20 protein-coding genes are annotated in these 23685 nt (G+C 45.1%); 11 read left to right on the forward strand and 9 right to left on the reverse strand.

Features of this window, described 5'->3' with window-relative positions; all coding sequences use genetic code 11:
* Positions 1-46 precede the first annotated feature (46 nt).
* Positions 47-1009 (forward strand): DUF2860 domain-containing protein, encoded by a 963-nt coding sequence (locus tag AACW06_RS09550; protein WP_192074886.1) that lies wholly within the window; start codon positions 47-49, stop codon positions 1007-1009.
* Between the two features lie 9 nt (positions 1010-1018).
* Here the strand turns inward: AACW06_RS09550 and AACW06_RS09555 are convergent, their stop codons facing one another.
* The gene (locus AACW06_RS09555; protein ID WP_192074887.1) at positions 1019-2542 is read right to left on the reverse strand and encodes a YifB family Mg chelatase-like AAA ATPase; all 1524 of its coding nucleotides are present in this window, start codon (positions 2540-2542) and stop codon (positions 1019-1021) included.
* A gap of 479 nt (positions 2543-3021) precedes the next feature.
* Here AACW06_RS09555 and ilvG point away from each other — a divergent pair, with 479 nt between their 5' ends.
* The 6 genes from ilvG to acuI all read left to right on the forward strand — a co-directional run bounded on the left by ilvG (position 3022) and on the right by acuI (position 10434).
* The gene (ilvG, locus tag AACW06_RS09560; protein WP_192074888.1) at positions 3022-4668 is read left to right on the forward strand and encodes an acetolactate synthase 2 catalytic subunit; all 1647 of its coding nucleotides are present in this window, start codon (positions 3022-3024) and stop codon (positions 4666-4668) included.
* Positions 4668-4952 carry an acetolactate synthase 2 small subunit gene (gene ilvM / locus AACW06_RS09565; protein ID WP_192074889.1) on the forward strand — a complete coding sequence of 95 codons (285 nt, stop codon included), beginning with the start codon at positions 4668-4670 and terminating at the stop codon, positions 4950-4952. The genes ilvG and ilvM overlap by 1 nt, the downstream gene beginning before the upstream one ends.
* Before the next feature lie 12 nt (positions 4953-4964).
* Positions 4965-5903 carry a branched-chain-amino-acid transaminase gene (gene ilvE, locus AACW06_RS09570; protein ID WP_053308888.1) on the forward strand — a complete coding sequence of 313 codons (939 nt, stop codon included), beginning with the start codon at positions 4965-4967 and terminating at the stop codon, positions 5901-5903.
* A gap of 16 nt (positions 5904-5919) precedes the next feature.
* Positions 5920-7761, forward strand: coding sequence for a dihydroxy-acid dehydratase (gene ilvD / locus AACW06_RS09575; protein ID WP_053308887.1), 1842 nt, complete (start codon positions 5920-5922; stop codon positions 7759-7761).
* Between the two features lie 3 nt (positions 7762-7764).
* Positions 7765-9303 carry a threonine ammonia-lyase, biosynthetic gene (gene ilvA / locus AACW06_RS09580; protein ID WP_192074890.1) on the forward strand — a complete coding sequence of 513 codons (1539 nt, stop codon included), beginning with the start codon at positions 7765-7767 and terminating at the stop codon, positions 9301-9303.
* 150 nt (positions 9304-9453) lie between these two features.
* Positions 9454-10434: an acrylyl-CoA reductase (NADPH) gene (gene acuI, locus AACW06_RS09585; RefSeq protein WP_192074891.1), complete on the forward strand. Its 981-nt coding sequence runs from the start codon at positions 9454-9456 to the stop codon at positions 10432-10434.
* A gap of 70 nt (positions 10435-10504) precedes the next feature.
* On the opposite strand, the gene AACW06_RS09590 is transcribed toward acuI, so the two are convergent.
* Positions 10505-11449, reverse strand: coding sequence for a LysR substrate-binding domain-containing protein (locus tag AACW06_RS09590; RefSeq protein ID WP_192074892.1), 945 nt, complete (start codon positions 11447-11449; stop codon positions 10505-10507).
* Positions 11450-11584: 135 nt separating this feature from the next.
* A complete protein-coding gene (locus AACW06_RS09595; protein ID WP_192074893.1) occupies positions 11585-11770 on the reverse strand; it encodes a hypothetical protein in 186 nt (61 codons plus the stop codon).
* Between the two features lie 136 nt (positions 11771-11906).
* Here AACW06_RS09595 and tusA point away from each other — a divergent pair, with 136 nt between their 5' ends.
* Positions 11907-12155, forward strand: a complete 249-nt coding sequence (tusA, locus tag AACW06_RS09600) for a sulfurtransferase TusA (protein WP_053308891.1) — start codon at positions 11907-11909, stop codon at positions 12153-12155.
* 72 nt (positions 12156-12227) lie between these two features.
* Here the strand turns inward: tusA and AACW06_RS09605 are convergent, their stop codons facing one another.
* Both AACW06_RS09605 and AACW06_RS09610 read right to left on the reverse strand, forming a co-directional pair.
* Positions 12228-12488 carry a hypothetical protein gene (locus tag AACW06_RS09605; protein WP_192074894.1) on the reverse strand — a complete coding sequence of 87 codons (261 nt, stop codon included), beginning with the start codon at positions 12486-12488 and terminating at the stop codon, positions 12228-12230.
* 162 nt (positions 12489-12650) lie between these two features.
* A complete protein-coding gene (locus tag AACW06_RS09610) occupies positions 12651-13205 on the reverse strand; it encodes a TMEM165/GDT1 family protein (protein ID WP_053308882.1) in 555 nt (184 codons plus the stop codon).
* A gap of 414 nt (positions 13206-13619) precedes the next feature.
* Between AACW06_RS09610 and glyQ the strand changes: the two genes are divergently transcribed.
* The 3 genes from glyQ to AACW06_RS09625 all read left to right on the forward strand — a co-directional run bounded on the left by glyQ (position 13620) and on the right by AACW06_RS09625 (position 18070).
* Positions 13620-14537: a glycine--tRNA ligase subunit alpha gene (gene glyQ, locus AACW06_RS09615; protein ID WP_192074895.1), complete on the forward strand. Its 918-nt coding sequence runs from the start codon at positions 13620-13622 to the stop codon at positions 14535-14537.
* Between the two features lies 1 nt (position 14538).
* Positions 14539-16605 carry a glycine--tRNA ligase subunit beta gene (gene glyS / locus AACW06_RS09620; RefSeq protein WP_192074896.1) on the forward strand — a complete coding sequence of 689 codons (2067 nt, stop codon included), beginning with the start codon at positions 14539-14541 and terminating at the stop codon, positions 16603-16605.
* 214 nt (positions 16606-16819) lie between these two features.
* Entirely contained in the window at positions 16820-18070 is a 1251-nt protein-coding gene (locus tag AACW06_RS09625) for a valine--pyruvate transaminase (RefSeq protein ID WP_192074897.1), read from the forward strand.
* Between the two features lie 82 nt (positions 18071-18152).
* Here the strand turns inward: AACW06_RS09625 and AACW06_RS09630 are convergent, their stop codons facing one another.
* The 4 genes from AACW06_RS09630 to dnaN all read right to left on the reverse strand — a co-directional run bounded on the left by AACW06_RS09630 (position 18153) and on the right by dnaN (position 23672).
* Positions 18153-18590, reverse strand: coding sequence for an Hsp20 family protein (locus AACW06_RS09630; protein WP_192074898.1), 438 nt, complete (start codon positions 18588-18590; stop codon positions 18153-18155).
* Positions 18591-19043: 453 nt separating this feature from the next.
* Positions 19044-21464, reverse strand: coding sequence for a DNA topoisomerase (ATP-hydrolyzing) subunit B (gene gyrB, locus AACW06_RS09635; protein ID WP_176246124.1), 2421 nt, complete (start codon positions 21462-21464; stop codon positions 19044-19046).
* 18 nt (positions 21465-21482) lie between these two features.
* Positions 21483-22562, reverse strand: a complete 1080-nt coding sequence (recF, locus tag AACW06_RS09640) for a DNA replication/repair protein RecF (protein ID WP_192074899.1) — start codon at positions 22560-22562, stop codon at positions 21483-21485.
* A gap of 9 nt (positions 22563-22571) precedes the next feature.
* Complete coding sequence (gene dnaN, locus AACW06_RS09645) at positions 22572-23672, reverse strand: DNA polymerase III subunit beta (RefSeq protein ID WP_192074900.1); 1101 nt, start codon at positions 23670-23672, stop codon at positions 22572-22574.
* Between the last annotated feature and the right edge of the window lie 13 nt (positions 23673-23685).

The following is a 23685-nucleotide window of genomic DNA, read 5'->3' on the forward strand; positions in this document are numbered from 1 at the left end:
TCAGTTAGGTAAACCAGTCATCACTCTAGAATATGGATATTTAGACATGAAAAAAACCGTTCCAGTCATCATTGTGAGCCTGATATTTTCGTTACCGGCAGCCGCAAGACCAGCCCCACCAAAAGGTATAAGTGGCGAGATATCAATTAATGCTCTTTTTTCGTCATCAACGTCCAATTTCAACACCGATGGTGAAGAAGTCCTAACATCAATCAATCAAAGTGCAAGTAGTGAGTCTGGTTTCGTTATCGCACCACTAGGTAATATTGCTTATACCTTTGGCAAACGCAGTGAACAGCAGCTCTTTGCTGGTACTACACGCTCTGATGTTGCTATCGGCACGCTTGCTTTAGAGTTGGGATACAAATATCAATTAGCTTCAGGTACTAGCGTCAGTATCGCTTACTTACCGACCGTAATGTCTAGTAAAACGTGGGCAGACCCATATAAAGTTGGTACCAAACGTGAAGAGACTGATGAATCAGGCAATGCCTACCGCCTGAGATTTGAGAACATTCAAGGTTCACCACTCTCTCTTGATTTCGCCTATGCCACGAAAGATATCGACAATGAGCAAATCACGCGTTCAGAGTTACTCAGAAATGGCGAAAGTTATTACCTCAAAGGTCAGTATCGTCTAATGCTCAATCGAGGCACTATATTGATGCCCGCTTTAACCTATGTCGACCATCAGGCTGACGGTAATGCCAACTCTTACCAATCTTATGCGCTCGATCTCTCTTACTTTCAATTGATGGGTAGGCATCAACTGGCATTAACTGCGGGTTATACCTACAGAGATTACGATGGTGAAAACTCTCTTTACAACAATACAGTACGTAGTGATGATGAATTCAGTCTGTTCGCCGCTTATGAATACAATCAATTAATGGGGTGGCAGAACTGGTCGTTAATTTCACTAGCAGGTTACGGCAATTCCAATTCAAATATTACCTTTTACGACGAATCACAACTCTTCGCCTCAGTCGGTATCAACTTTAAGTTCTAAAATTACGCGTTATACCGCTTGAGCCGTTAACTGCTTTAGTAAACGATCCATGGCTCGATAACCGAGCGCTTCAGCGAGATGGGGTTTGGCTATCTGCTCAACCCCTTCCAAATCAGCAATCGTGCGCGCCACTTTGATGATGCGATGATAAGCACGAATCGAAAGCCCTAGACGGTGTAGTGCATTTTCTAAGAATTCAGCATCCGTTTTAGTTAGTGGGCAGTGGCGCTCAATTTCTCGACTACCGAGCAAAGCATTCACTTTACCATTGCGCGCCAGCATCCGCTCACGAGCAATAAAGACACGCTCTTTAACCACCTCGGTACTTTCACCGCGATCTCCACCACTAGCTAACATCCCCTTCGGCAGTAAGGGGATTTCAATCGACATATCGAAACGATCCAGTAATGGACCAGACAAGCGCCCCAAGTAACGTAAAATACTTTGTGGGTTAGCCCTAGCTTGCGTACCTTCATAATAACCAGTTGGACTTGGGTTCAGCGCGCCAACTAATTGAAAGCGTGCCGGAAAGCGAGTTTTACCCTGAGCTCTTGAGATAATGATCTCTCCAGACTCCAAGGGTTCACGCAAAGAATCTAAGACTTTTCTTTCAAATTCCGGCATTTCGTCAAGAAACAATAACCCGTTGTGCGCTAAAGAGATTTCACCAGGTCTTGGAATAGAACCCCCACCGACAAGCGCCGCCATGGAGCTTGAATGGTGAGGCGAACGAAAAGGCCGTTGCTTCCAATTGTGCTGATTGATTTCTTGCTGCGTCAACGACGCCACCGAGGCAGTCTCCATTGCTTCATCCTCATTCATCTCTGGCAATAAATCGCATAGGCGTGAAGCCAACATGGTTTTACCGGTACCAGGTGGCCCGAGAAAAAGCAGGTTATGATTACCTGCGGCGGCTATCTCTAATGCACGCTTTCCCTGCTGTTGACCAATAATATCTTGCAAATTTCGAAGGCTCTTAGCGTGAAGTGGTTTAGGTTCAGTCTGAAATAGAGAAAGTGTCTGCTGACCACATAAATCGGCGCACACTTCCAATAAGGTTTGTGCTGATTTATGTAATTCTTTTCCAACCAACGCCGCTTGATCACCATTACCTTGCGGCACGACCAAACAACGCTTAGCTCGGTTGGCCGCCAATGCTGCTGGCAGCACGCCTTTGACAGAGCGAAGTTCGCCAGACAGCGCAAGTTCACCAATAAATTCATAGCCTTCAAGCTTGGTCAATGCGATCTGCTCGGAAGCCGCTAAAATACCTAGAGCAATCGGTAAATCAAAACGCCCCCCCTCTTTAGGGAGATCTGCGGGCGCGAGATTTACCGTGATACGTTTAGCTGGGAACTCAAAACGAGAGTTAATGATGGCGCTACGCACTCGATCGCGAGATTCTTTGACCGTGGTCTCCGGCAGACCAACTAAAGTAAAGCCAGGCATTCCATTGCTAATGTGGACCTCAACGGTCACATTTGGTGCTTGCACGCCAACACTGGCGCGACTGTGGATGATCGCAAGTCCCATTTCATTCCTTTGTCTTTGATTAAAAAGCATTCACTCGAGTAATTGTATCGTTATGAAGCACGGTTATTTGTTATATAACCCGCCCTGATGCTGAGAGAATGTGAAAAAAGAATGAGTTTTTGCTTGTCATTTAACGGAAATGTATGTTACCACTAGAGACACAAACAATTTCGTAAGATATTACGGCAACTATTTTAAGAATTAAGTGATGAATTTGAACGCCCGCATTAACCTACTGCTAAGCCTGATTATCGTGGTCATTATTGATTCCGCGCGGGGGCTGGTGGGCGCTAAGTAACCACAAGATTTTAAAAACCCCCGCACTGAAAAGTCCGGGGGTTTTTTTACAACTATTAAACCAAAAAGTGCATACTGGTTGGGGATTATCTAACCAGAGATGAACAGGAAGAATGGGAGCCGCACATGACGTGCAAACACAACATATTTGGCTGTGCTAAACACAGCTTGGGAGGGTTACGATGACAGGAGCACAACTGGTTGTAGCCGCATTGACACAACAAGGCATTAAAACCGTTTTTGGTTACCCCGGCGGAGCCATCATGCCCATTTACGATGCTTTGTATGACGGTGGCGTAGAACATATTTTATGTCGCCACGAACAAGGCGCCGCAATGGCCGCTATCGGGATGGCGAGAGCCACTCAGGACGTTGCGGTATGTATGGCAACCTCCGGCCCAGGAGCCACCAACCTTGTTACCGGCCTTGCCGACGCTTTTCTTGATTCAATTCCCCTCGTAGCCATCACAGGCCAAGTCGCTAGCTCTCATATTGGTACCGATGCTTTCCAAGAAATGGATGTGATTGGCATGTCGCTGTCGTGTACCAAACATAGCTACCTCGTTACCGATATCCACGATCTCGCACCAACGCTTGCTGAAGCATTTGAGGTTGCCAAGGCTGGCCGACCAGGTCCAGTGATTGTGGATATCGCTAAGGATGTACAACTCGCACAAGCTCCGGTATCACAACTGCCTGCTTTTACGCCACCAGCGCTTCCTGTAGCCAACGAAGAAGAGTTGAGTAAAGCGCAGCAACTGCTTGCACAAAGTTCACGCCCAGTACTGTATGTGGGCGGCGGAGTACAACTAGCCAAAGCAACAGATTCAGTACGCGAATTCCTACGCCTTAACCCGATGCCGTCGGTGAGTACCTTAAAAGGGCTGGGCAGTATTGAGCGTAATGACCCCCATTACCTTGGTATGTTGGGTATGCACGGCACAAAAGCTGCGAATATAGTGGTGCAAGAAAGTGATTTATTGATCGTGGTCGGTGCGCGTTTTGATGACCGAGTAACAGGAAAATTAGATACCTTTGCACCACACGCTAAAGTTATTCATATCGATATTGATGCCGCAGAGTTCAATAAACTGCGCGTAGCTAATGCGTCACTTCGTGGCGACATCAACGTCATTCTTCCACAACTTGAACTGACTCGTGACATCACTCCTTGGCTTTATCACAGTGAAAGTTTGCGCAGTGGTTTTAAATGGCGCTATGACCACCCAGGCGATCTCATTTTTGCTCCCCTATTGCTTAAGCAATTGTCAGACATGATGCCCGACTCTGCAATCGTATCAACTGACGTCGGCCAGCATCAGATGTGGGCAGCGCAGCATATTCAGCCACGCGCACCACAAAACTTCATCACCTCAGCCGGCCTTGGCACCATGGGGTTTGGTTTGCCAGCATCAATGGGCGCCGCTGTTGCTCGCCCTGATGACCAATCCATTCTTATTTCTGGTGATGGCTCGTTCATGATGAACGTTCAAGAACTTGGCACACTAAAGCGCCGTCAAATTCCAGTAAAAATGGTGCTATTGAATAACCAACGCTTAGGCATGGTGCGTCAATGGCAATCGCTGTTCTTTGATGGCCGCCACAGCGAGACGATTTTGGATGACAACCCAGATTTCGTAATGCTAGCTAAAGCGTTCGACATTCCAGGTAAAACAATTACCAAAAAAGAAGAAGTTGAGCCAGCACTTAAAGAGATGCTGGCAAGTAAAACTGCTTATCTACTTCACGTTTTAATTGATGAAGAAGAAAACGTATGGCCGCTCGTACCACCGGGTGCCTCAAATAGTGATATGTTGGAGAACACCTAATGGATAGATACCTATTAGACATCAAAGCCGATGATAAACCGGTGCTATTGGAGCGTGTTCTACGCGTTATTCGCCACCGCGGTTTTGTGATAAAACAAGTAGCGGCCACTCAGAACCACTCGAGTAAAGTCGCCAGCGTTGAGATCATTGTTGATAGTGATCGCCCCATCAGCACACTGATCAACCAAATTGAAAAATTGTGGGACGTTCGCACTGTCGATGTCACCCCAATCAAAAATAACGAACTACCGAATAACAATTTACAGCAAAAGATTTGTGCATAAGGAAGGCAATAAATGGCAACAAAAACTGCAGACTACATTTGGTTCAACGGTGAAATGGTACCGTGGGCAAATGCTAATGTTCATGTACTCACACACGCTATGCACTACGGTACTTCGGTATTTGAAGGCGTACGCTGTTACAACACCCCTAAAGGCCCAATAGTCTTCCGTCATAAAGAGCACGCTCAACGCCTAAAAGATTCGGCAAAAATTTATCGCTTCCCGATTCCTTACACTCTTGATGAAATTATGGAAGCCACGCGTGAAACATTGCGTGTCAATAAATTGGAATCAGCCTACATTCGCCCACTCGGTTTTGTCGGTAACGTCGGCCTTGGCGTTTGTCCACCTGTAGATACAGAAATGGACCTCATCATTGCAGCCTTCCCTTGGGGCGCATACTTAGGTGATGAAGCATTAGAAAATGGCGTAGATGCAATGGTGTCGAGCTGGCACCGTGCCGCGCCAAATACCATACCAACCGCAGCAAAAGCCGGGGGTAACTATTTATCTTCACTACTAGTTGGTGGTGAAGCTCGTCGCCACGGTTATGCTGAAGGTATCGCCTTAAGTGTTGATGGCTATCTTTCTGAAGGTGCAGGCGAGAACATTTTTGTCATCAAAAATGGCGTAATTCTAACTCCCCCAACCACTAGCTCTATCCTACCGGGGATTACTCGTGACTCTATCATGACACTGGCTAAAGATATGGGCTACGAAGTGCGCGAAGCCAACATTGCGCGCGAAGCTCTCTACCTTGCTGACGAAATTTTCATGACCGGAACGGCTGCAGAAATTGTCCCTGTGCGTAGCGTTGACCAAATTACGGTTGGAGAAGGCAAACGTGGCCCTATCACAAAAGTGATGCAAGAAGCTTACTTTGGCCTATTTAACGGCACCACAGAAGATAAATGGGGCTGGTTAGATTACGTGTACCCACAACAGAAGTAATAGAGGACGATAGACAATGCCAAAGTATAGATCCGCCACCACTACACACGGACGTAATATGGCTGGAGCACGCGCATTGTGGCGTGCTACAGGCGTGAAAGATGAAGATTTCGGTAAACCGATTATTGCGGTGGTTAACTCGTTCACTCAATTCGTACCGGGCCACGTTCATCTTAAAGATATGGGTCAATTGGTCGCAGGTGAAATCGAAAAAGCAGGCGGCATCGCCAAAGAATTTAATACCATCGCAGTAGATGATGGTATCGCTATGGGTCATGGTGGCATGTTGTATTCACTGCCATCACGTGAATTGATTGCAGACTCTGTCGAATACATGGTCAATGCGCACTGTGCTGATGCGATGGTCTGTATCTCTAACTGTGACAAAATCACCCCAGGAATGATGATGGCAGCACTGCGCCTCAATATTCCTGTTATCTTTGTTTCTGGTGGCCCAATGGAAGCGGGTAAAACCAAGCTTTCAGATCAAATCATCAAACTCGATTTAGTCGATGCAATGATCCAAGGTGCTGATCCTAAAGTTTCGGATGAACAGAGCGAACAAATTGAACGCTCTGCCTGCCCAACTTGTGGCTCATGTTCAGGGATGTTTACCGCTAACTCGATGAACTGCTTAACTGAAGCACTTGGCCTTTCTCAACCGGGTAATGGCTCCATGCTGGCAACACACGCTGATCGCGAAGCGCTATTCCTCAATGCGGGCAAACGCATTGTTGAATTAACCAAGCGTTACTATGAGCAAGATGACGCATCTGCTTTGCCGCGTAATATTGCCAATAAAGCCGCCTTTGAAAATGCCATGGCGCTCGATATTGCTATGGGGGGCTCAACCAACACGGTATTGCACCTATTAGCAGGCGCTCAAGAAGGTGAAATCGATTTTGACATGGATGATATCGACCGCATGTCTCGCCGCGTTCCTCATCTGTGTAAGGTGGCACCATCGACCCAGAAATACCACATGGAAGATGTACACCGCGCAGGTGGCGTGATGGCGATTCTTGGTGAACTTGACCGCGCTGGTCTCATCAATAATCAAACTCGCACCGTGTTGGGTTTAACGATGAAAGAGCAGTTGGCTCAGTACGACATCATGCAAACGGAAGACGAAGACGTCTTAACCTTTTTCCGTGCCGGTCCTGCGGGTATTCGTACCACAAAAGCCTTCTCACAACAGTGCCGTTGGGATCGCCTAGATGATGATCGTAAAGAAGGTTGTATTCGCACCAAAGAGCATGCTTTTAGTCAAGATGGTGGTCTGGCAGTACTGTCAGGCAACATTGCCGTTGATGGCTGTATTGTAAAAACAGCTGGGGTTGATGAAGGTAGCCTGAAATTCCAAGGCCCAGCCGTAGTCTTTGAAAGCCAAGAAAGCGCTGTTGATGGCATCCTTGGTGGCAAAGTCAAAGCTGGTGATGTTGTCGTCATCCGCTATGAAGGTCCGAAAGGCGGTCCGGGCATGCAAGAAATGCTCTACCCAACCACCTACCTCAAATCAATGGGACTGGGCAAAGAGTGCGCACTATTGACTGACGGCCGTTTCTCTGGCGGCACTTCAGGGTTATCGATTGGTCACGTTTCTCCAGAAGCGGCTAACGGCGGCACGATCGGCTTGGTCAACTCTGGTGATATTATTGCCATCGATATTCCAAACCGCTCAATTACGCTCAACGTTTCTGAAGCTGAACTTGCTGAGCGCCGCGCGAAGCAAGATAAGCTTGGCTGGAAACCGGCCGATCGCCAGCGTGAAGTCTCTTTTGCACTGAAAGCTTACGCAAGTATGGCCACCAGCGCAGATAAAGGGGCTGTTCGAGATAAATCTAAGCTAGAGGGCTAGCTTATGAGTAGCTCTGACCAAGGGACCCAAACTGGCGCAGATTATCTGCGCCAAATCCTGCGCGCGCCTGTGTATGAAGTAGCAACGGTTACGCCATTGCAAGATATGCCTCGCTTATCCGCGCGCATTAAAAACCGAGTCCAACTTAAGCGTGAAGATCGCCAACCAGTGCATTCGTTTAAGCTACGGGGTGCCTACAATATGGTATCAAGCTTAACGGAAGCGCAAAAACAGGCTGGCGTTATTGCAGCCTCTGCGGGCAACCACGCCCAAGGGATGGCGCTCTCGGGAACAAAATTAGGCATTAAGACCACAATTGTGATGCCAAAAACAACCCCTGATATCAAAGTTGAAGCAGTGCGAGGGTTCGGTGGACACGTTGTTTTACATGGTAACAATTTTGATGAAGCCAAAACCGAAGCTGAGCGTTTATCTCGCGAACAAGGTTATACCTTCGTACCACCGTTTGATCACCCATTGGTGATCGCAGGCCAAGGCACCATTGGTATGGAGATGCTGCAACAAAATGGCCACCTCGATTACATTTTTGTTCCCGTCGGTGGTGGTGGTTTAGCTGCAGGTGTGGCGGTACTCATCAAACAACTGATGCCCGAAATCAAAGTGATTGCAGTTGAACCAGAAGATTCAGCCTGTTTAAAAGCAGCATTAGATGCAGGTGAGCCAGTAGTGCTTGATCAAGTCAGCATGTTTGCCGACGGTGTCGCGGTAAAACGCATTGGCGATGAAACCTTCCGTTTATGCCAGCAATATATTGATGGCCACATTACTGTATCAAGCGATGAAATCTGCTCTGCGGTTAAAGATATCTTCGAAGATACTCGTGCCATTGCTGAACCTTCAGGTGCGCTTGCATTAGCAGGTCTGAAGAAGTTTGCTGAGAAAAATAAGTTGGTGGACAAACAACTTGGTACCGTGCTTTCGGGCGCAAACACCAATTTCCATGGTTTGCGTTATGTTTCTGAACGCTGTGAATTAGGTGAAAAACGTGAAGGTCTTCTGGCGGTTACTATTCCAGAACATCAAGGGGCTTTCTTCGAGTTTTGCAACATCATTGGTGGCCGAGCGGTTACTGAGTTCAACTACCGTTATAACGATGACAAGCTAGCGAACATTTTCGTTGGTGTACGCCTAATGGGCGGGCAGGAAGAGCTTAACAGCATCATTCACGATTTGCGTAATGGTGACTACCCTGTGGTTGACCTCTCTGACGATGAAATGGCAAAACTACATGTGCGTTATATGATTGGTGGCAAACCGTCGAAGCCACTCAAAGAACGCCTGTACAGCTTTGAGTTCCCTGAATATCCTGGCGCATTACTTAAGTTTTTAAATACGTTAGGAACACATTGGAATATTAGCTTATTCAATTATCGTAATCATGGTGCTGATTATGGACGAGTATTGTGTGGTTTTGAGCTCGATGAAGATGATTTAACTCGCTTCTCTGCCCACTTACGTGAGCTTGGTTATCAATGTAAAGATGAAACTGATAATCCTGCCTATCAGTTCTTCTTATCTTAAACAGCAAAATGCCAGTCGATTGACTGGCATTTTTATATCAACCATGCGTAATACGCATATATCTAATGCTAAAGTTTCATTTTATTCATAATGAATTCAGTACTACACTAATCTGCATATTTTCTTTGCTGCGCAAATCTGGAGATCAGAATGTTTAATGCTTTAATCCTTAACCAACAAGACAAACGCACCCTAGCGGCTATCGAACAGATCGACGAATCACAGCTGCCTGAAGGCGATGTATTGATTGCTGTCGATTATTCATCACTAAATTATAAAGATGGTTTAGCGATTACAGGCAAAGGCAAAATCATTCGTAATTTCCCTATGGTGCCAGGTATTGACCTTGCAGGTAAGGTAATTGAATCTCAAGATGAACGCTACCAAGCGGGTGACGAAGTTGTCCTTACCGGCTGGGGTGTTGGTGAAAATCACTGGGGCGGAATGGCACAAAAAGCCCGTTTGAAAGCCGACTGGTTAGTTCCACTAGCGCAAGGCCTTGATAGCAAAAAAGCGATGATGATCGGTACCGCTGGTTTTACCGCCATGCTTTGTGTACAAGCTATTTTAGATGCGGGTATTAAACCAGAAAATGGTGAAATTCTAGTGACAGGTGCAAGTGGTGGCGTTGGTTCAGTTGCTGTAACGCTATTAGCTAGCCTAGGCTATAACGTTGCTGCGGTAACCGGTCGTGTTGAACAAAATGGCCCACTACTAGAAAAACTAGGAGCAAGCCGCATCATTGATCGTGTTGAATTTGAAGAGCCAACTCGCCCACTGGAAAAACAAATTTGGGCTGGTGCTGTTGATACCGTTGGTAGCAAAGTATTGGCAAAAGTATTGGCGCAAATGGATTACAACAGCACAGTTGCAGCGTGTGGCTTAGCAGGCGGTTTTGACCTACCAACCACGGTCATGCCATTCATCTTACGCAACGTTCGCCTACAAGGTGTTGATTCGGTTTCGTGCCCATTAGAAAAACGTATTGCCGCTTGGGAAAGCTTAGCCAAACTACTACCAGCTAGCTACTTTGAACAAGCGTGTAATGAAATCGCACTTGCAGATGCACCACAATACGCCGAAGCCATTACCAATGGTCAAGTAACGGGTCGTGTTGTTATCAAGCTTTAATCAGTGATTAACCCATTGATATAGTCATGAGGCTTTGGTGATTTCCAAAGCCTTAAATTTATCTATATATCTAAATATCTAATTTCATCTCTTCGACACGTTTTGCGATCAAACGGCTGCATTCTTGTTTCACTATCCGCCTTAACCACTCTTGTGCTGGAGAATGCTCGCATCGTGAATGCCAAATCATCGAATATTCAAAAGAAGTAAACTGGAAAGGTAAAGGTTTTACCACCAAGTCATAACGTTCTGCGACCAGGTATGCGAGATCCGCTGGGACAGTGATAATCAGTGGCATGGTATCTACAATCGCTAATGCCGCTTCTAAATGATAAGCCCGCAACACCATTTTACGCTTAGGTTGGTCAAATAACGCTTGTTCAATTAATGCTTTAACCCCATCACTAATGGCAATCATCGCATGTGGATAGGCTAAATAGTCCTTCAACGTCATCTGTTGATTGACTAATGGATGCTGCCGAGAAAACAAACAGAGCACACCCACACGGCCAAGCACCTCACTTCTCAAGGGCGCAACCGGAGAGGTGGGTCGGCAAATGGCTAAATCCGCACCCTCATAAGTCAATTGATCAGCCAATCTATCATGCTGCAAAGGCAAAAACTCAAGTGAGACATTGGGCGCTTCTTGATAAATCCTTGGTAAGGCAAACGGCAAGATGGTCTGCATTGCATAATCGGTCGTCGCAATGCTAAATGTCTGATCACACAGCCTGGGATCAAACTCAACAGGGGAAAGGAGCTGACGAAGTGATTCTAAAGGCTCACCTAAAGCGCGATCAATTTCGAGCGCTTTTTCTGTTGGAATCAGATGCTGGCCTTGACGAGTAAATAACGGATCATTTAACAACTCACGCAATCGACCAAGAACTCGGCTCATGGCTGATTGACTGAGGTTTAAACGATTCGCTGCTTTGCTGACACTGCTCTCTTCTATCAGCACACGCAGCGCGACAAATAAATTAAGATCTCGACGATAAATATCTTCCAATTCCACACAAATACTCAGCTTTCTATCTATGAATGGGTTAATTGTACGCCTTGGATAAAAAAAATCCCGCCTTTCAGCGGGGAAGCCCAAGAAAATGGGGATAGTGTCGGAATGTATTTTGTGTAGTGCAAGTGCGGTAGGTTAATGTTTCTGCTCTTCAGATACACCTTTCCAGAGGTGAATTTCAAGCCAAATTCCTACAATAGAAGCGCCAACACCCGCAAGTGGTATTAGTGACGTCTCTGCTGGTGTACGCATAACCAAAGCACAGAACGAAATAAAGCAAAGAACAGAATAGATGGTCAGCCTGTCTAGTGCTGTTAACATGTTCGTACCTCGCATTAATTGTTACCAATTTGTTAACTAAATTAAAACAAAAAGATCACTTTGCCAAGTGGTTATTGAATATTTTTTCTTCACCAGTATTATCTACACCTTATTCTTATATCCATTAGGTTTAATCATGACATTTGATCCAGCACTAGCCACACGTATACTCGAAGCAGAGGGATTACGTTGCCCAGAACCGGTAATGATGGTCAGGAAGACAATTCGAACCATGGATGATGGCGAAATATTATTAGTGAAAGCGGATGACCCTTCGACAACTCGAGATATTCCGAGTTTTTGTCGCTTTATGGATCACCAACTGATTGCGGAAAAAACCGATCAACTGCCGTATCAATATTTGATTAAGAAAGGCTTAAACTAATCATTACTTACCAAATACAAAAAGGCTGTCCCCATATAGGTGACAGCCTTTTTGTATTCATTACACGCGAAATTATTCTCTGTATTCGATCTCACGGAGCTCAGATTGCAGCTTGTTTATCTGCTTCTGCATGGTCCGTAACTCCTCGTGCATTGGTATTAGGTGAGCAACTCGGATCCATGACTCAACCGTTAAGCCAGCTAAAATAATGGCTCCTGCTACCATGGGCAACCACATCTCGGTTAATGCCATTCCTAACAGCGTCAATGCAAAGCCGAATGTAAACAAGTAACTTTGGCTCTTGGCACTCATTCCCATATAACGTGTCAGCATAAGTTTTCCCTCTTATTAGGATCGTCATGCATTACACTAGCATGACAATCATGACACGACCATGTCAGCCATCACGCAATGATAGGACATGAGTAACAAAGTGTGATTGAGCCAAAATCATCTTGGTTTTACTGATAATAACATGCGATAGCCATGAGACTTTTACCAAATAGCAGCGCCCACAGCTAACGCTACAAATAACACTGCCGTCACTTTACGAATAAGTGCGAGTGGCATTTTATCAGCGGAAAGTTTACCGATAATAACAACTGGCACGTTCGCCAATAACATACCAATAGTAGTGCCTAAAACGACCAATGTCAGTGCATCAGCATATTGCGCGCCTAAAATTGACGTTGCGATCTGCGTTTTATCACCAATTTCTGCGACAAAAAAAGCAATAAAACTGGCGATAAACGGTCCCCGATTAGAAATCGATTCATCTTCATCCAGCTTATCGGGAATTAACACCCATGCAGCCATGGCGAGAAAACTCACCACCACGACCCACTTCAGAACTTGTGGAGAAAGGTAATCAGCCACTACCACACCCAACCAAGCCGCTAAAGCATGGTTAGCAATCGTGGCAAGGAAAATGGCTGCGATAATAGGAATGGGTTTACGATAACGACTGGCTAACAGTAAGGAAAGCAGTTGGGTTTTATCGCCAATTTCAGCTAAGGCGACAGTAGTAATTGAAATAGCTAATACGCTCATGACATGCTCAACGGGGTGGGATAATTATAATAACCATAGACAAACGCCACCCCCCACCCCGGTTAGTGATGTTTGTCTAAGGTCTTGCTAAGCTAAAATGACTTTAGCCTCGAACGCCATGGTGATTTGGCACCAATTATGTTGACGGACGAACCATTAAGATAAGAAATCTCGCCGGTAAGCTACTCCCCAAAGACGGCGCAATTCTAAGCAGCTAGTCACTAAATCTCAAGTTATAAACTGGTTAAAACATCTCTTTTAAGAAAATTTGGCACAATTAGGTCCATAAATTCCACTAAAAGAGATTTTCGACTATTAATTAAGCAAGATTACCCCTACTCGCTGAGCGAATATCTGGGTATACTTGTTCGTTATTTTCATCCATTCAGATAGAAGAATCGCGCGAACCTGACTATGCAAAAATACGATATCAAAACCTTTCAGGGTATGATCCTCGCGCTGCAGGATTATTGGGCCCAACAAGGCTGTACCATTGTTCAACCATTAGACATGGAAGTAGGTGCAGGGACTTCTCACCCAATGACATGTCTACGAGCTTTAGGTCCAGAGCCAATTGCTACAGCGTATGTTCAACCTTCTCGTCGTCCGACCGACGGCCGCTATGGTGAGAACCCAAACCGCCTGCAACACTATTACCAATTCCAAGTTATCATCAAGCCATCACCAGACAACATTCAAGAGTTGTATCTTGGTTCTTTAGAAGCGCTTGGCGTTGACCCACAAGTACACGATATTCGTTTCGTGGAAGATAACTGGGAAAACCCAACTCTAGGGGCATGGGGTCTTGGCTGGGAAGTGTGGCTAAACGGTATGGAAGTGACTCAGTTTACTTACTTCCAACAAGTTGGTGGCCTTGAGTGCAAACCTGTAACCGGTGAAATCACTTACGGTATCGAGCGTCTAGCAATGTACATTCAGGGTGTCGATTCAGTCTATGATTTAGTCTGGACAGATGGCCCATTAGGTAAAGTGACCTACGGTGACATTTACCACCAAAATGAAGTCGAGCAGTCGACTTACAACTTCGAGCATGCTGATGTTGATTTCCTTTTCACCTTCTTCGATCAATGCGAAAAAGAGTGTAAACATCTGCTTGAGCTAGAAAAGCCACTGCCTCTTCCTGCCTACGAACGCATTTTGAAAGCAGGTCACGCCTTCAACCTACTGGATGCGCGTAAAGCGATTTCGGTGACGGAACGTCAACGTTACATCCTACGAATCCGTAACCTAACTAAAGCGGTTGCAGAAGCGTACTACGCATCTCGTGAAGCACTAGGCTTCCCAATGTGTAAAAAGGGTGAGGACAAATAAGATGGCAAAAGAATTTCTAATTGAATTAGGTACTGAAGAGCTACCACCGAAACAACTTCGCACCTTGGCAGAAGCGTTTGCTGCCAATTTTGAAGCGGAATTGAAAACGGCGGATCTGGCTCATGATGGTATTAAATGGTTTGCAACCCCTCGTCGTTTAGCACTGAAAGTAACCAACCTAGCACAAGGCCAAGCCGATAAAGTCGTTGAAAAACGTGGCCCTGCTATTTCAGTGGCTTTTGATGCCGATGGTAATCCAACCAAAGCAGCACAAGGCTGGGCTCGTGGTAACGGTATTACCGTTGAACAAGCAGAGCGCCTAAAAACCGAACAGGGCGAATGGCTGCTGTTCAAACAAGAAGTGAAAGGCCAACAAGCTAAAGCGATTGTGGTTGAATTAGCCGCAAAGGCACTGGCTAACCTGCCTATTGCAAAACCGATGCGTTGGGGTGATAAAGAAACACAATTTATCCGCCCAGTAAAAACACTGACTATTTTGATGGGTGATGAACTGATCGAAGGTGAGATCTTAGGCGTAGCCTCTGCGCGCACTATCCGTGGTCACCGTTTTATGGGTGAGGCAGAATTCACCATCGACGATGCATCACAATACCCTGCGATTTTAGAAGAACGCGGTAAAGTGATCGCTGATTACGATGCACGTAAAGCAACCATTATTGCTGGCGCTCAACAAGCAGCGCAACAAGTGGGTGGCGCAGCGGATCTCGAAGATGATCTGGTTGAAGAAGTCACGTCATTGGTTGAATGGCCAGTGGTTTTAACCGCTAAATTTGAAGAAAAATTCCTCAAAGTGCCGTCAGAAGCTTTGGTTTACACCATGAAAGGTGACCAAAAATACTTCCCAGTGTATGACGCAAATAAAAATCTACTACCTAACTTTATCTTCGTTTCTAACATCGAGTCGAAAGAGCCTCGTCATGTTATCGAAGGTAACGAGAAAGTGGTTCGCCCACGCTTAGCGGATGCTGAGTTTTTCTTCAACACGGATCTAAAGAGCAAACTGGTTGATCGTCTGCCTCAGCTTGAGACGGCTATTTTCCAAAAGCAATTAGGCACGATTAAAGACAAAACAGACCGTATCACTGAGCTTGCAGGCTACATTGCAGAGCAAATCGGCGCAGACGTTGAAAAATCAAAGCGTGCGGGCTTACTCGCTAAATGCGATTTGATGACATCAATGGTATTTGAATTCACCGATACTCAAGGTGTCATGGGCATGCACTATGCGCGTCACGATGGTGAAGCAGAAGAAGTCGCCATTGCTTTGAACGAACAATACATGCCTCGTTTTGCTGGCGATGATCTGCCAACAAATGGTGTATCCTCTGCGGTTGCTATGGCGGATAAACTGGACACCATCGTAGGTATCTTCGGTATTGGCCAAGCACCAAAAGGCAGCGACCCATTTGCTCTACGTCGTGCTTCTTTAGGTGTGCTACGTATTATCGTTGAATACGGCTATAACTTGGATTTAGTTGACCTAGTTGCTAAAGCTAAGTCTCTATTCGGTGATCGCCTAACTAACGACAGTGTTGAGCAAGATGTGATTGAGTTTATGCTCGGTCGCTTCCGTGCATGGTATCAAGATGAAGGTTTCAGCGTAGACATCATCCAAGCCGTACTTGCTCGTCATCCAACCAAACCAGCCGATTTCGACAAACGTGTTAAAGCGGTTTCTCACTTCCGTGAACTGGAAGCAGCAGAAGCACTGGCAGCGGCAAATAAACGCGTTGGTAACATTTTGGCTAAATTCGATGGTCAATTAGCCACGGAAATCAACCTAACCCTGCTTCAAGAAAATGCAGAAAAAGCGTTAGCGGAAGAAGTGGAAGTGATGAGTGAAGCGCTTGAACCCGCCTTTGCCACTGGTGATTACCAGCAAGCATTGAGCAAACTAGCAGCACTACGCGAGCCAGTTGATGCCTTCTTCGATAACGTAATGGTGATGGCAGATGACGAAGCATTGAAGCAAAACCGCTTAACGCTTCTCAATAACTTGCGTAACCTATTCCTGCAAATTGCTGACATTTCACTGCTGCAGAAGTAATGAATTAAGTCAACGACCACAGGTTAAACTATTGAAGCCCAACACCATAGAGTTGGGCTTTTTTTTTCGCCGCCATTCCTATTTTCACTCCGCACACAAATAGTGCTTTGCCTCACAAAAACATTGCGGTATGTTCAAAGACTATCCGATTGGCATGGGACGGTTCCATGCTCCGTTACGTAAGCAAATACAATAATGAATTAGGCAATAAGCAATGCAGTTTTCGAAATTTGGTGAAAAATTTAATCAGTATTCTGGTATTACCCAACTAATGGATGATCTTAATGATGGCCTACGCACCCCAGGAGCCATCATGCTCGGTGGTGGTAACCCAGCCGCCATTCCCGCAATGCTCGATTACTTTCACAAAGCTAGTGCCGATATGCTCAGCAGTGGCGAATTGCTCACTGCATTAGCCAACTACGATGGCCCGCAAGGTAAAGACCTGTTCATTAAATCACTCACCAAGTTGTTACAAGAGACTTATGGCTGGGATATCAGCGAAAAAAACATTAGCCTAACCAATGGCAGTCAAAGTGGCTTCTTCTACTTATTTAACTTATTTGCTGGCCAACAGCCTGACGGATCACACAAGAAAATTTTGCTCCCCTTAGCACCGGAATACATCGGTTATGGTGATGCTGGCATTGATGAAGATATTTTTGTCTCTTACCGCCCTGAAATTGAAATGCTCGATAATGGTCTCTTTAAATACCATGTCGATTTTGAAAAGCTGACAGTCGATGATTCCGTCGCGGCTATTTGCGCCTCTCGCCCGACCAACCCAACCGGTAATGTGTTTACGGAAGAAGAGATCCATAAACTGGATAAACTTGCGCGCGCTAACAATATCCCTCTGATCATCGACAACGCTTACGGTGTTCCCTTTCCCAATATTATTTTTGAAGAGATTGAACCCTTTTGGAATGACAACACCATTCTGTGTATGAGTTTATCGAAATTGGGGTTACCCGGCGTACGCTGCGGTATTGTGATTGCCAGTGAGACTATCACCCAAGCATTAACCAATATGAATGGCATTATTAGCCTAGCGCCTGGCAGTATCGGCCCTGCTATCGCCAACCATATGATTGAAAATGGTGATCTATTAAGGCTTAGCAGCGAGGTTATTAAACCATTCTACAAACAGAAATCGCAACGAGCCGTAGAGTTACTACAACAAGCGATTAGCGACCCACGTTTTCGCATTCACAAACCGGAAGGTGCGATCTTTTTATGGCTTTGGTTTGATGAACTACCTATCACTACGATGGAGCTTTACCAACGCTTAAAAGCACGCGGGGTATTGATTGTACCGGGAGAGTATTTCTTTATCGGTCAACAAGATGATTGGCAACACGCGCATCAATGCTTACGTATGAACTACGTGCAAGACGATGCCGCGATGCAAAAAGGCATTAAAATTATCGCACAAGAGATTGCACTGGCTTATCAGCAATCATAGTGATTGAGCAGAAATAGATGCAGCCACCATTAAAAAGAGCGCCAATTGGCGCTCTTTCACTACTTTATGCTTAATAGGTTACTTAGTTATTCTCAAGTAAGCTTTTACCATTAATCGCTATTTTACGTGGCTGCATTGCTTCAGGTGTTTCACGTTCCAAATCAACGTGCAGTAAACCATTTTCCATCGTTGCACCGATCACTTTAACGTAATCCGCTAATTGGAATTTACGCTCAAAATCGCGTTCAGCAATACCTTGATAGACGTAATTTTTATTCTCTTCAGCTTTACGCTCACCACGAACAATCAACATATTTTCTTGCTGAGTAATATCGATATGCTCTTCAGCAAAACCAGCAACCGCCATGGTGATACGGTACTTATTTTCACCTTGTTGTTCGATATTGTACGGAGGGTAACCCGCTGAAGTGTTTTTCGCTGAGCTGGCTTCCATCATATTTAATAGACGGTCAAAACCAATTGCGTTGCGGTATAAAGGAGTGAAATCTACAGTTCTCATATTACTATCCTCATCATAAGCAATAGTCCTAGCTGCGAGTTTCCAACAAAGCAAAGCTCTGCGGCAGCTAAGGGATTCTCAGTCATTCCACTGGCGATATTACGCAGGGACATGGTTTAGAATCTAGGTCCAAATTAGTGTGCTAAACGATACATCCTCTTATGAGCGATGTTGTTCTAGCAATTCCAGAGGTCTGTTTCTTCTCTATTGAGCAAGACAGCAACCCTCTTCACAACTAGATATATGGATTGAATAAAATAGTTTCAAGAGAAAATTTTAAAAATTTTTTCAAACTCATATTTTTCAATATTTTAAAAACAAAAATACCGCCTTAAAAGACGGTATTCTCAATAAACTTAGCTTTCTTTATCGAAGCTAGATGGGATTAATTCAAGGAGAAGGCGCAGAATTTATAGATATAAATGCACACCTTCGAAACAAAAATCAGTTCATCTATACGTCGAGGTTGGCCACTTTCAGTGCATTCTCTTCAATGAATGCACGACGCGGCTCAACTTGGTCACCCATTAGCGTAGTAAACAGTTCATCAGCGCCAACAGCGTCCTCAATGGTGACTTGCATCATACGGCGAGAGTCTGGGTCCATAGTGGTTTCCCAAAGTTGGTCAGGGTTCATTTCACCCAAACCTTTGTAACGTTGTAGTGAAAGACCACGACGCGACTCTTTGATCAACCAATCTAATGCTTCTGTGAAGCTAGAAACTTCTTGAGTACGCTCGCCACGTTTTACATAAGCGCCATCTTCAATCAAACCATCTAATGCTTCTGATAGATCCGCTAAACGACCGTATTCTTTCGAGTTTAATAGATCCAAAGAGACCACATATTCGTGCATCACACCGTGAGTACGAACCACCAGCTTAACAATGCTCACACCCAACTCTTCGTGTTTTTCCACTTCAAGTGAGTATTGGCTTGCACCGACTTCTTTGGCGTTGAGTTGCTCTACCAGTTTTTCACCCCAAGCCTGCACTTGGTTGGCATCTTTAGACATCTCTGCTGTTAAACGAGGGATGTAAGTTAACTCGTTGATCATTGCATATGGGTAACGACGACTCATGCGTTTAACCAGTTTCATACATTGATTGTATTGAAGCACCAGTTTTTCAAGTGGGCCACCCGCTAAAGCAGGAGCATTGGCGTTGACGTAAAGCTCTGCATTATCCAAAGCAAGACCTGCTTGATACAACTCCATCGCTTCTTCATCTTTAATGTATTGCTCTTGCTTACCTTTCTTCACTTTGTAAAGTGGTGGCTGAGCAATATAGATGTAACCACGTTCAATCAACTCTGGCATTTGACGGTAGAAGAAGGTCAATAGTAGCGTACGGATGTGAGAACCATCGACGTCCGCATCGGTCATGATGATGATGTTATGGTAACGCAGTTTATCTGGGTTGTATTCGTCACGACCAATACCACAACCAAGGGCAGTGATAAGCGTGGCAACTTCTTGAGAAGAAAGCATTTTATCAAAACGTGCTTTCTCAACGTTTAGAATTTTACCTTTCAACGGCAAAATCGCTTGGTTTTTACGGTTACGCCCCTGCTTGGCTGATCCGCCAGCAGAGTCTCCTTCCACTATGTACAGTTCAGAAAGAGCAGGATCTTTTTCTTGGCAATCGGCCAGTTTACCCGGCAGACCAGCTAAATCTAACGCGCCTTTACGACGAGTCATGTCGCGAGCTTTACGCGCCGCTTCACGAGCACGAGCCGCATCAATAATTTTGCCACACACGATTTTTGCTTCAGTTGGGTTTTCAATTAAGAATTCCGACAACTTCTCACTCATCGCTGATTCAACCGCCGATTTCACTTCTGATGAAACCAGTTTGTCTTTGGTTTGGCTGGAGAATTTTGGATCTGGCACTTTTACCGATACAACCGCCGTTAAGCCTTCACGAGCATCATCACCCGAAGTCGCCGCTTGCGCTTTTTTCGAGTAACCTTCTTTGTCCATGAAGTTATTGAGCGTACGTGTCAATGCACCACGGAAACCGGCTAAGTGAGTACCACCATCTCGTTGTGGGATGTTGTTGGTAAAACAGTACACCCCTTCCTGGAAACCATCATTCCATTGCATCGCAACTTCAACGGTAATGCCATCTTCTTCACGAGTATGGTCAAAGTAGAAAATCTTTTGGTGAATTGGGGTTTTATTGCGGTTTAGATGCTCAACGAAAGCACGTATACCACCTTCAAACATGAAGTGATCCGATTTATCTTCTTCACGCTCATCGGTTAATTTGATCGATACGCCAGAGTTTAGGAAAGAAAGCTCACGTAGACGTTTAGCCAGAATTTCGTAATGGAATTCAATGTTGGTGAAGGTTTCTTCACTTGGCCAGAAACGGATGCGAGTACCAGTTTCTTCGGTTTTACCGATCACAGCCAATGGCGCTTGAGGCACACCATGATGATAGATTTGTTGGAATATTTCGCCTTTACGCTTAATGGTCAGTTCCACTTTTTCAGACAGGGCGTTTACCACAGAAACGCCTACACCATGCAGACCACCAGAAACTTTGTATGAGTTATCATCAAACTTACCACCCGCGTGGAGTACCGTCATAATAACTTCAGCAGCAGAAACACCTTCTTCTTCGTGCATTTCCGTTGGAATACCACGGCCGTCATCGCTGACCGATACCGAGTTATCTTCATGGATGGTTATTATGATGTCTGAACAATGGCCTGCCAACGCTTCATCAATTGAGTTATCCACCACCTCAAAAACCATGTGGTGCAGACCGGTGCCATCATCAGTGTCGCCGATGTACATACCTGGACGTTTACGTACCGCATCCAGACCCTTCAGTACCTTAATACTCGATGAATCGTAATTATTCGACATCAGTTACTCTCTCACTATTTATCCGTGTCCTATTGTGCCATGTTCCACATGAAACATCTTGCTGTTTGACTCAATCATGTCTGCAACTTGGCTTTCAGTAATAGAACTTACAAAAACCTGAGCCCCCGTCGCTTTTAAGCAGTCCGCTAAGCGCTGACGACGTTGGCTATCTAATTCAGAAGCAAAGTCATCTATCAAATAGATGCATTGCTTACCTGTCAATTGAGTAAGGTGCTGTCCTTGTGCAACACGCAGTGCACACACCATTAACTTCAACTGACCTCGTGATAGAACGTCTTCTACTGGCGTTCCATTCACTTTAATTCTTAAATCCGCTTTATTCGGGCCACTGAATGTGTAACCAAGCGATTGATCACGCTCGAAGTTATTTTCGAGGATTTGTTGATAAGGCGTGTCCTTATCCCAGCCTCTTGAATACTTCAATTGAATATCAAATTCGGGTAAAAAACCTTGGCATAACTCTTCAGCAACGAGTTTCATCTGTGCAACGTACGCACTACGCCAAACATCAATCTGTTCCGCTAAACGCGCCATTTCTTGATCCCAATAACTGAGTTCACGATAACTGGTCGCGGTTTTTAATAACGCATTACGTTGCTTATTGAGGCGCTTAAAACGCCCCCATGCATCATAGAAAGCAGGTTCAGTATGAAACACCCCCCAATCGATAAATGCACGCCGTTGTTTTGGTCCATCAGTCAGTAGATCAAACCCTTCTGGGTGAATCAACTGCAATGGTAAAACTTGCGCCAACTGTGCCAATTTTTGCCCAGATTGACCGCCTATTTTAACCTCTGTCGAGCCATCACGCTGCTTATTAATGCCAATTGGTAGCTCAAATTGATCCGAGGTCAAAAAACGCCCATGAACAAACAGTTCCTGACACTCGTTTTGGATCACTCGCCCCGTTAATGCGCTCTTAAATGAACGCCCATGACCGAGTAAATAGATCGCTTCCAATACACTAGTTTTGCCGCTGCCATTCGGACCAATAAGAAAGTTAAAGCCTGCTGATAATGGAATATCACAGGCTTTAATATTACGAAATTGTTGAACGATGAGACGTGTAAGTGGCATTAAGCAAACTTAAAGTCGGATCGGCATCACGACATACATAGCACTGTCGTCATCGCGATTTTCAATTAATGCACTGGCATTGGCATCCGACATAGAAACACGTACCTGCTCACAACGTAATGTATTGAGTACATCCAAGACATAGCTAACGTTAAAACCAATTTCGATAGCCTCACCTTCAAAGGTGACGTCCAACACTTCCTCGGCCTCTTCTTGCTCTGGGTTGTTGGCGGTGATACGCATTTCGTTATTAGCTAAATTCACGCGAACACCACGGAATTTTTCATTAGACAAAATCGCCGCTCGCGAAAATGCCTGACGTAGTTCATCGCAACCTGTTTCTAGCGTTTTGTTGGTATGTTGCGGCATTACGCGGCGATAATCTGGGAATCGGCCATCGACAAGCTTAGAAGTAAAGACAAAGTTATTCACTTCCGCTCGTAGATTGGAACTACCAATTTGCAGTACGACAGGTTGTTCTGGTGCATCAAGCAGCTTCACTAATTCTTGTACCCCTTTACGCGGCACAATGATCTGCTTATTGGAGAAATCGGCAGCTAATGAAGTTTGAGAAACCGCCATACGGTGACCATCTGTTGCCACTGAACGTAATATTGAACCATCAACTTCAAATAGCATACCGTTCAAGTAATAACGCACATCTTGGTTGGCCATTGAAAACTGAGTTTTTTCAATCAAGCCACGCAGCTCTGCTTGTGTCACTTCAACTTCGACTTCACTTTGCCAATCTTCAATGTTTGGGAAATCACTGGCTGGCAAAGTGGCAAGAGAGAAGCGACTACGACCAGAACGCATTTGGATACGATCACCTTCTAAAACCACAGTGATCACAGCACTGTCCGGTAAACCTCGACAAATATCCAAAAACTTACGTGCAGGAACCGTAATATTGCCCGCTTCACAATCCCCTTCTAGGGTTACTCGGCTAATCAGCTCAACTTCAAGATCGGTGGCTGTCATCGACAACACATTTTCTTCCACTTTAAGCAGTAAGTTACCAAGAATAGGCAAAGTTGCACGTCCGCCTAACGTGCCAGAAACTTGCTGAAGTGGCTTAATGAAGTGGCTACGTTCAATAGTAAATTTCATAGTTAGCTCTTAC

Source organism: Vibrio sp. S12_S33 (assembly GCF_963889785.1).
Taxonomy (GTDB): domain Bacteria; phylum Pseudomonadota; class Gammaproteobacteria; order Enterobacterales; family Vibrionaceae; genus Vibrio; species Vibrio aestuarianus.

Bases quoted from the DNA above. Each gene is read 5' to 3' on its own strand.
- AACW06_RS09550 (WP_192074886.1), top strand. From the start codon at position 47: ATGAAAAAAACCGTTCCAGTCATCATTGTGAGCCTGATATTTTCGTTA.
- AACW06_RS09555 (WP_192074887.1), bottom strand. From the start codon at position 2,542: ATGGGACTTGCGATCATCCACAGTCGCGCCAGTGTTGGCGTGCAAGCA.
- ilvG (WP_192074888.1), top strand. From the start codon at position 3,022: ATGACAGGAGCACAACTGGTTGTAGCCGCATTGACACAACAAGGCATT.
- ilvM (WP_192074889.1), top strand. From the start codon at position 4,668: ATGGATAGATACCTATTAGACATCAAAGCCGATGATAAACCGGTGCTA.
- ilvE (WP_053308888.1), top strand. From the start codon at position 4,965: ATGGCAACAAAAACTGCAGACTACATTTGGTTCAACGGTGAAATGGTA.
- ilvD (WP_053308887.1), top strand. From the start codon at position 5,920: ATGCCAAAGTATAGATCCGCCACCACTACACACGGACGTAATATGGCT.
- ilvA (WP_192074890.1), top strand. From the start codon at position 7,765: ATGAGTAGCTCTGACCAAGGGACCCAAACTGGCGCAGATTATCTGCGC.
- acuI (WP_192074891.1), top strand. From the start codon at position 9,454: ATGTTTAATGCTTTAATCCTTAACCAACAAGACAAACGCACCCTAGCG.
- AACW06_RS09595 (WP_192074893.1), bottom strand. From the start codon at position 11,770: ATGTTAACAGCACTAGACAGGCTGACCATCTATTCTGTTCTTTGCTTT.
- tusA (WP_053308891.1), top strand. From the start codon at position 11,907: ATGACATTTGATCCAGCACTAGCCACACGTATACTCGAAGCAGAGGGA.
- AACW06_RS09605 (WP_192074894.1), bottom strand. From the start codon at position 12,488: ATGCTGACACGTTATATGGGAATGAGTGCCAAGAGCCAAAGTTACTTG.
- AACW06_RS09610 (WP_053308882.1), bottom strand. From the start codon at position 13,205: ATGAGCGTATTAGCTATTTCAATTACTACTGTCGCCTTAGCTGAAATT.
- glyQ (WP_192074895.1), top strand. From the start codon at position 13,620: ATGCAAAAATACGATATCAAAACCTTTCAGGGTATGATCCTCGCGCTG.
- glyS (WP_192074896.1), top strand. From the start codon at position 14,539: ATGGCAAAAGAATTTCTAATTGAATTAGGTACTGAAGAGCTACCACCG.
- AACW06_RS09625 (WP_192074897.1), top strand. From the start codon at position 16,820: ATGCAGTTTTCGAAATTTGGTGAAAAATTTAATCAGTATTCTGGTATT.
- AACW06_RS09630 (WP_192074898.1), bottom strand. From the start codon at position 18,590: ATGAGAACTGTAGATTTCACTCCTTTATACCGCAACGCAATTGGTTTT.
- gyrB (WP_176246124.1), bottom strand. From the start codon at position 21,464: ATGTCGAATAATTACGATTCATCGAGTATTAAGGTACTGAAGGGTCTG.
- recF (WP_192074899.1), bottom strand. From the start codon at position 22,562: ATGCCACTTACACGTCTCATCGTTCAACAATTTCGTAATATTAAAGCC.
- dnaN (WP_192074900.1), bottom strand. From the start codon at position 23,672: ATGAAATTTACTATTGAACGTAGCCACTTCATTAAGCCACTTCAGCAA.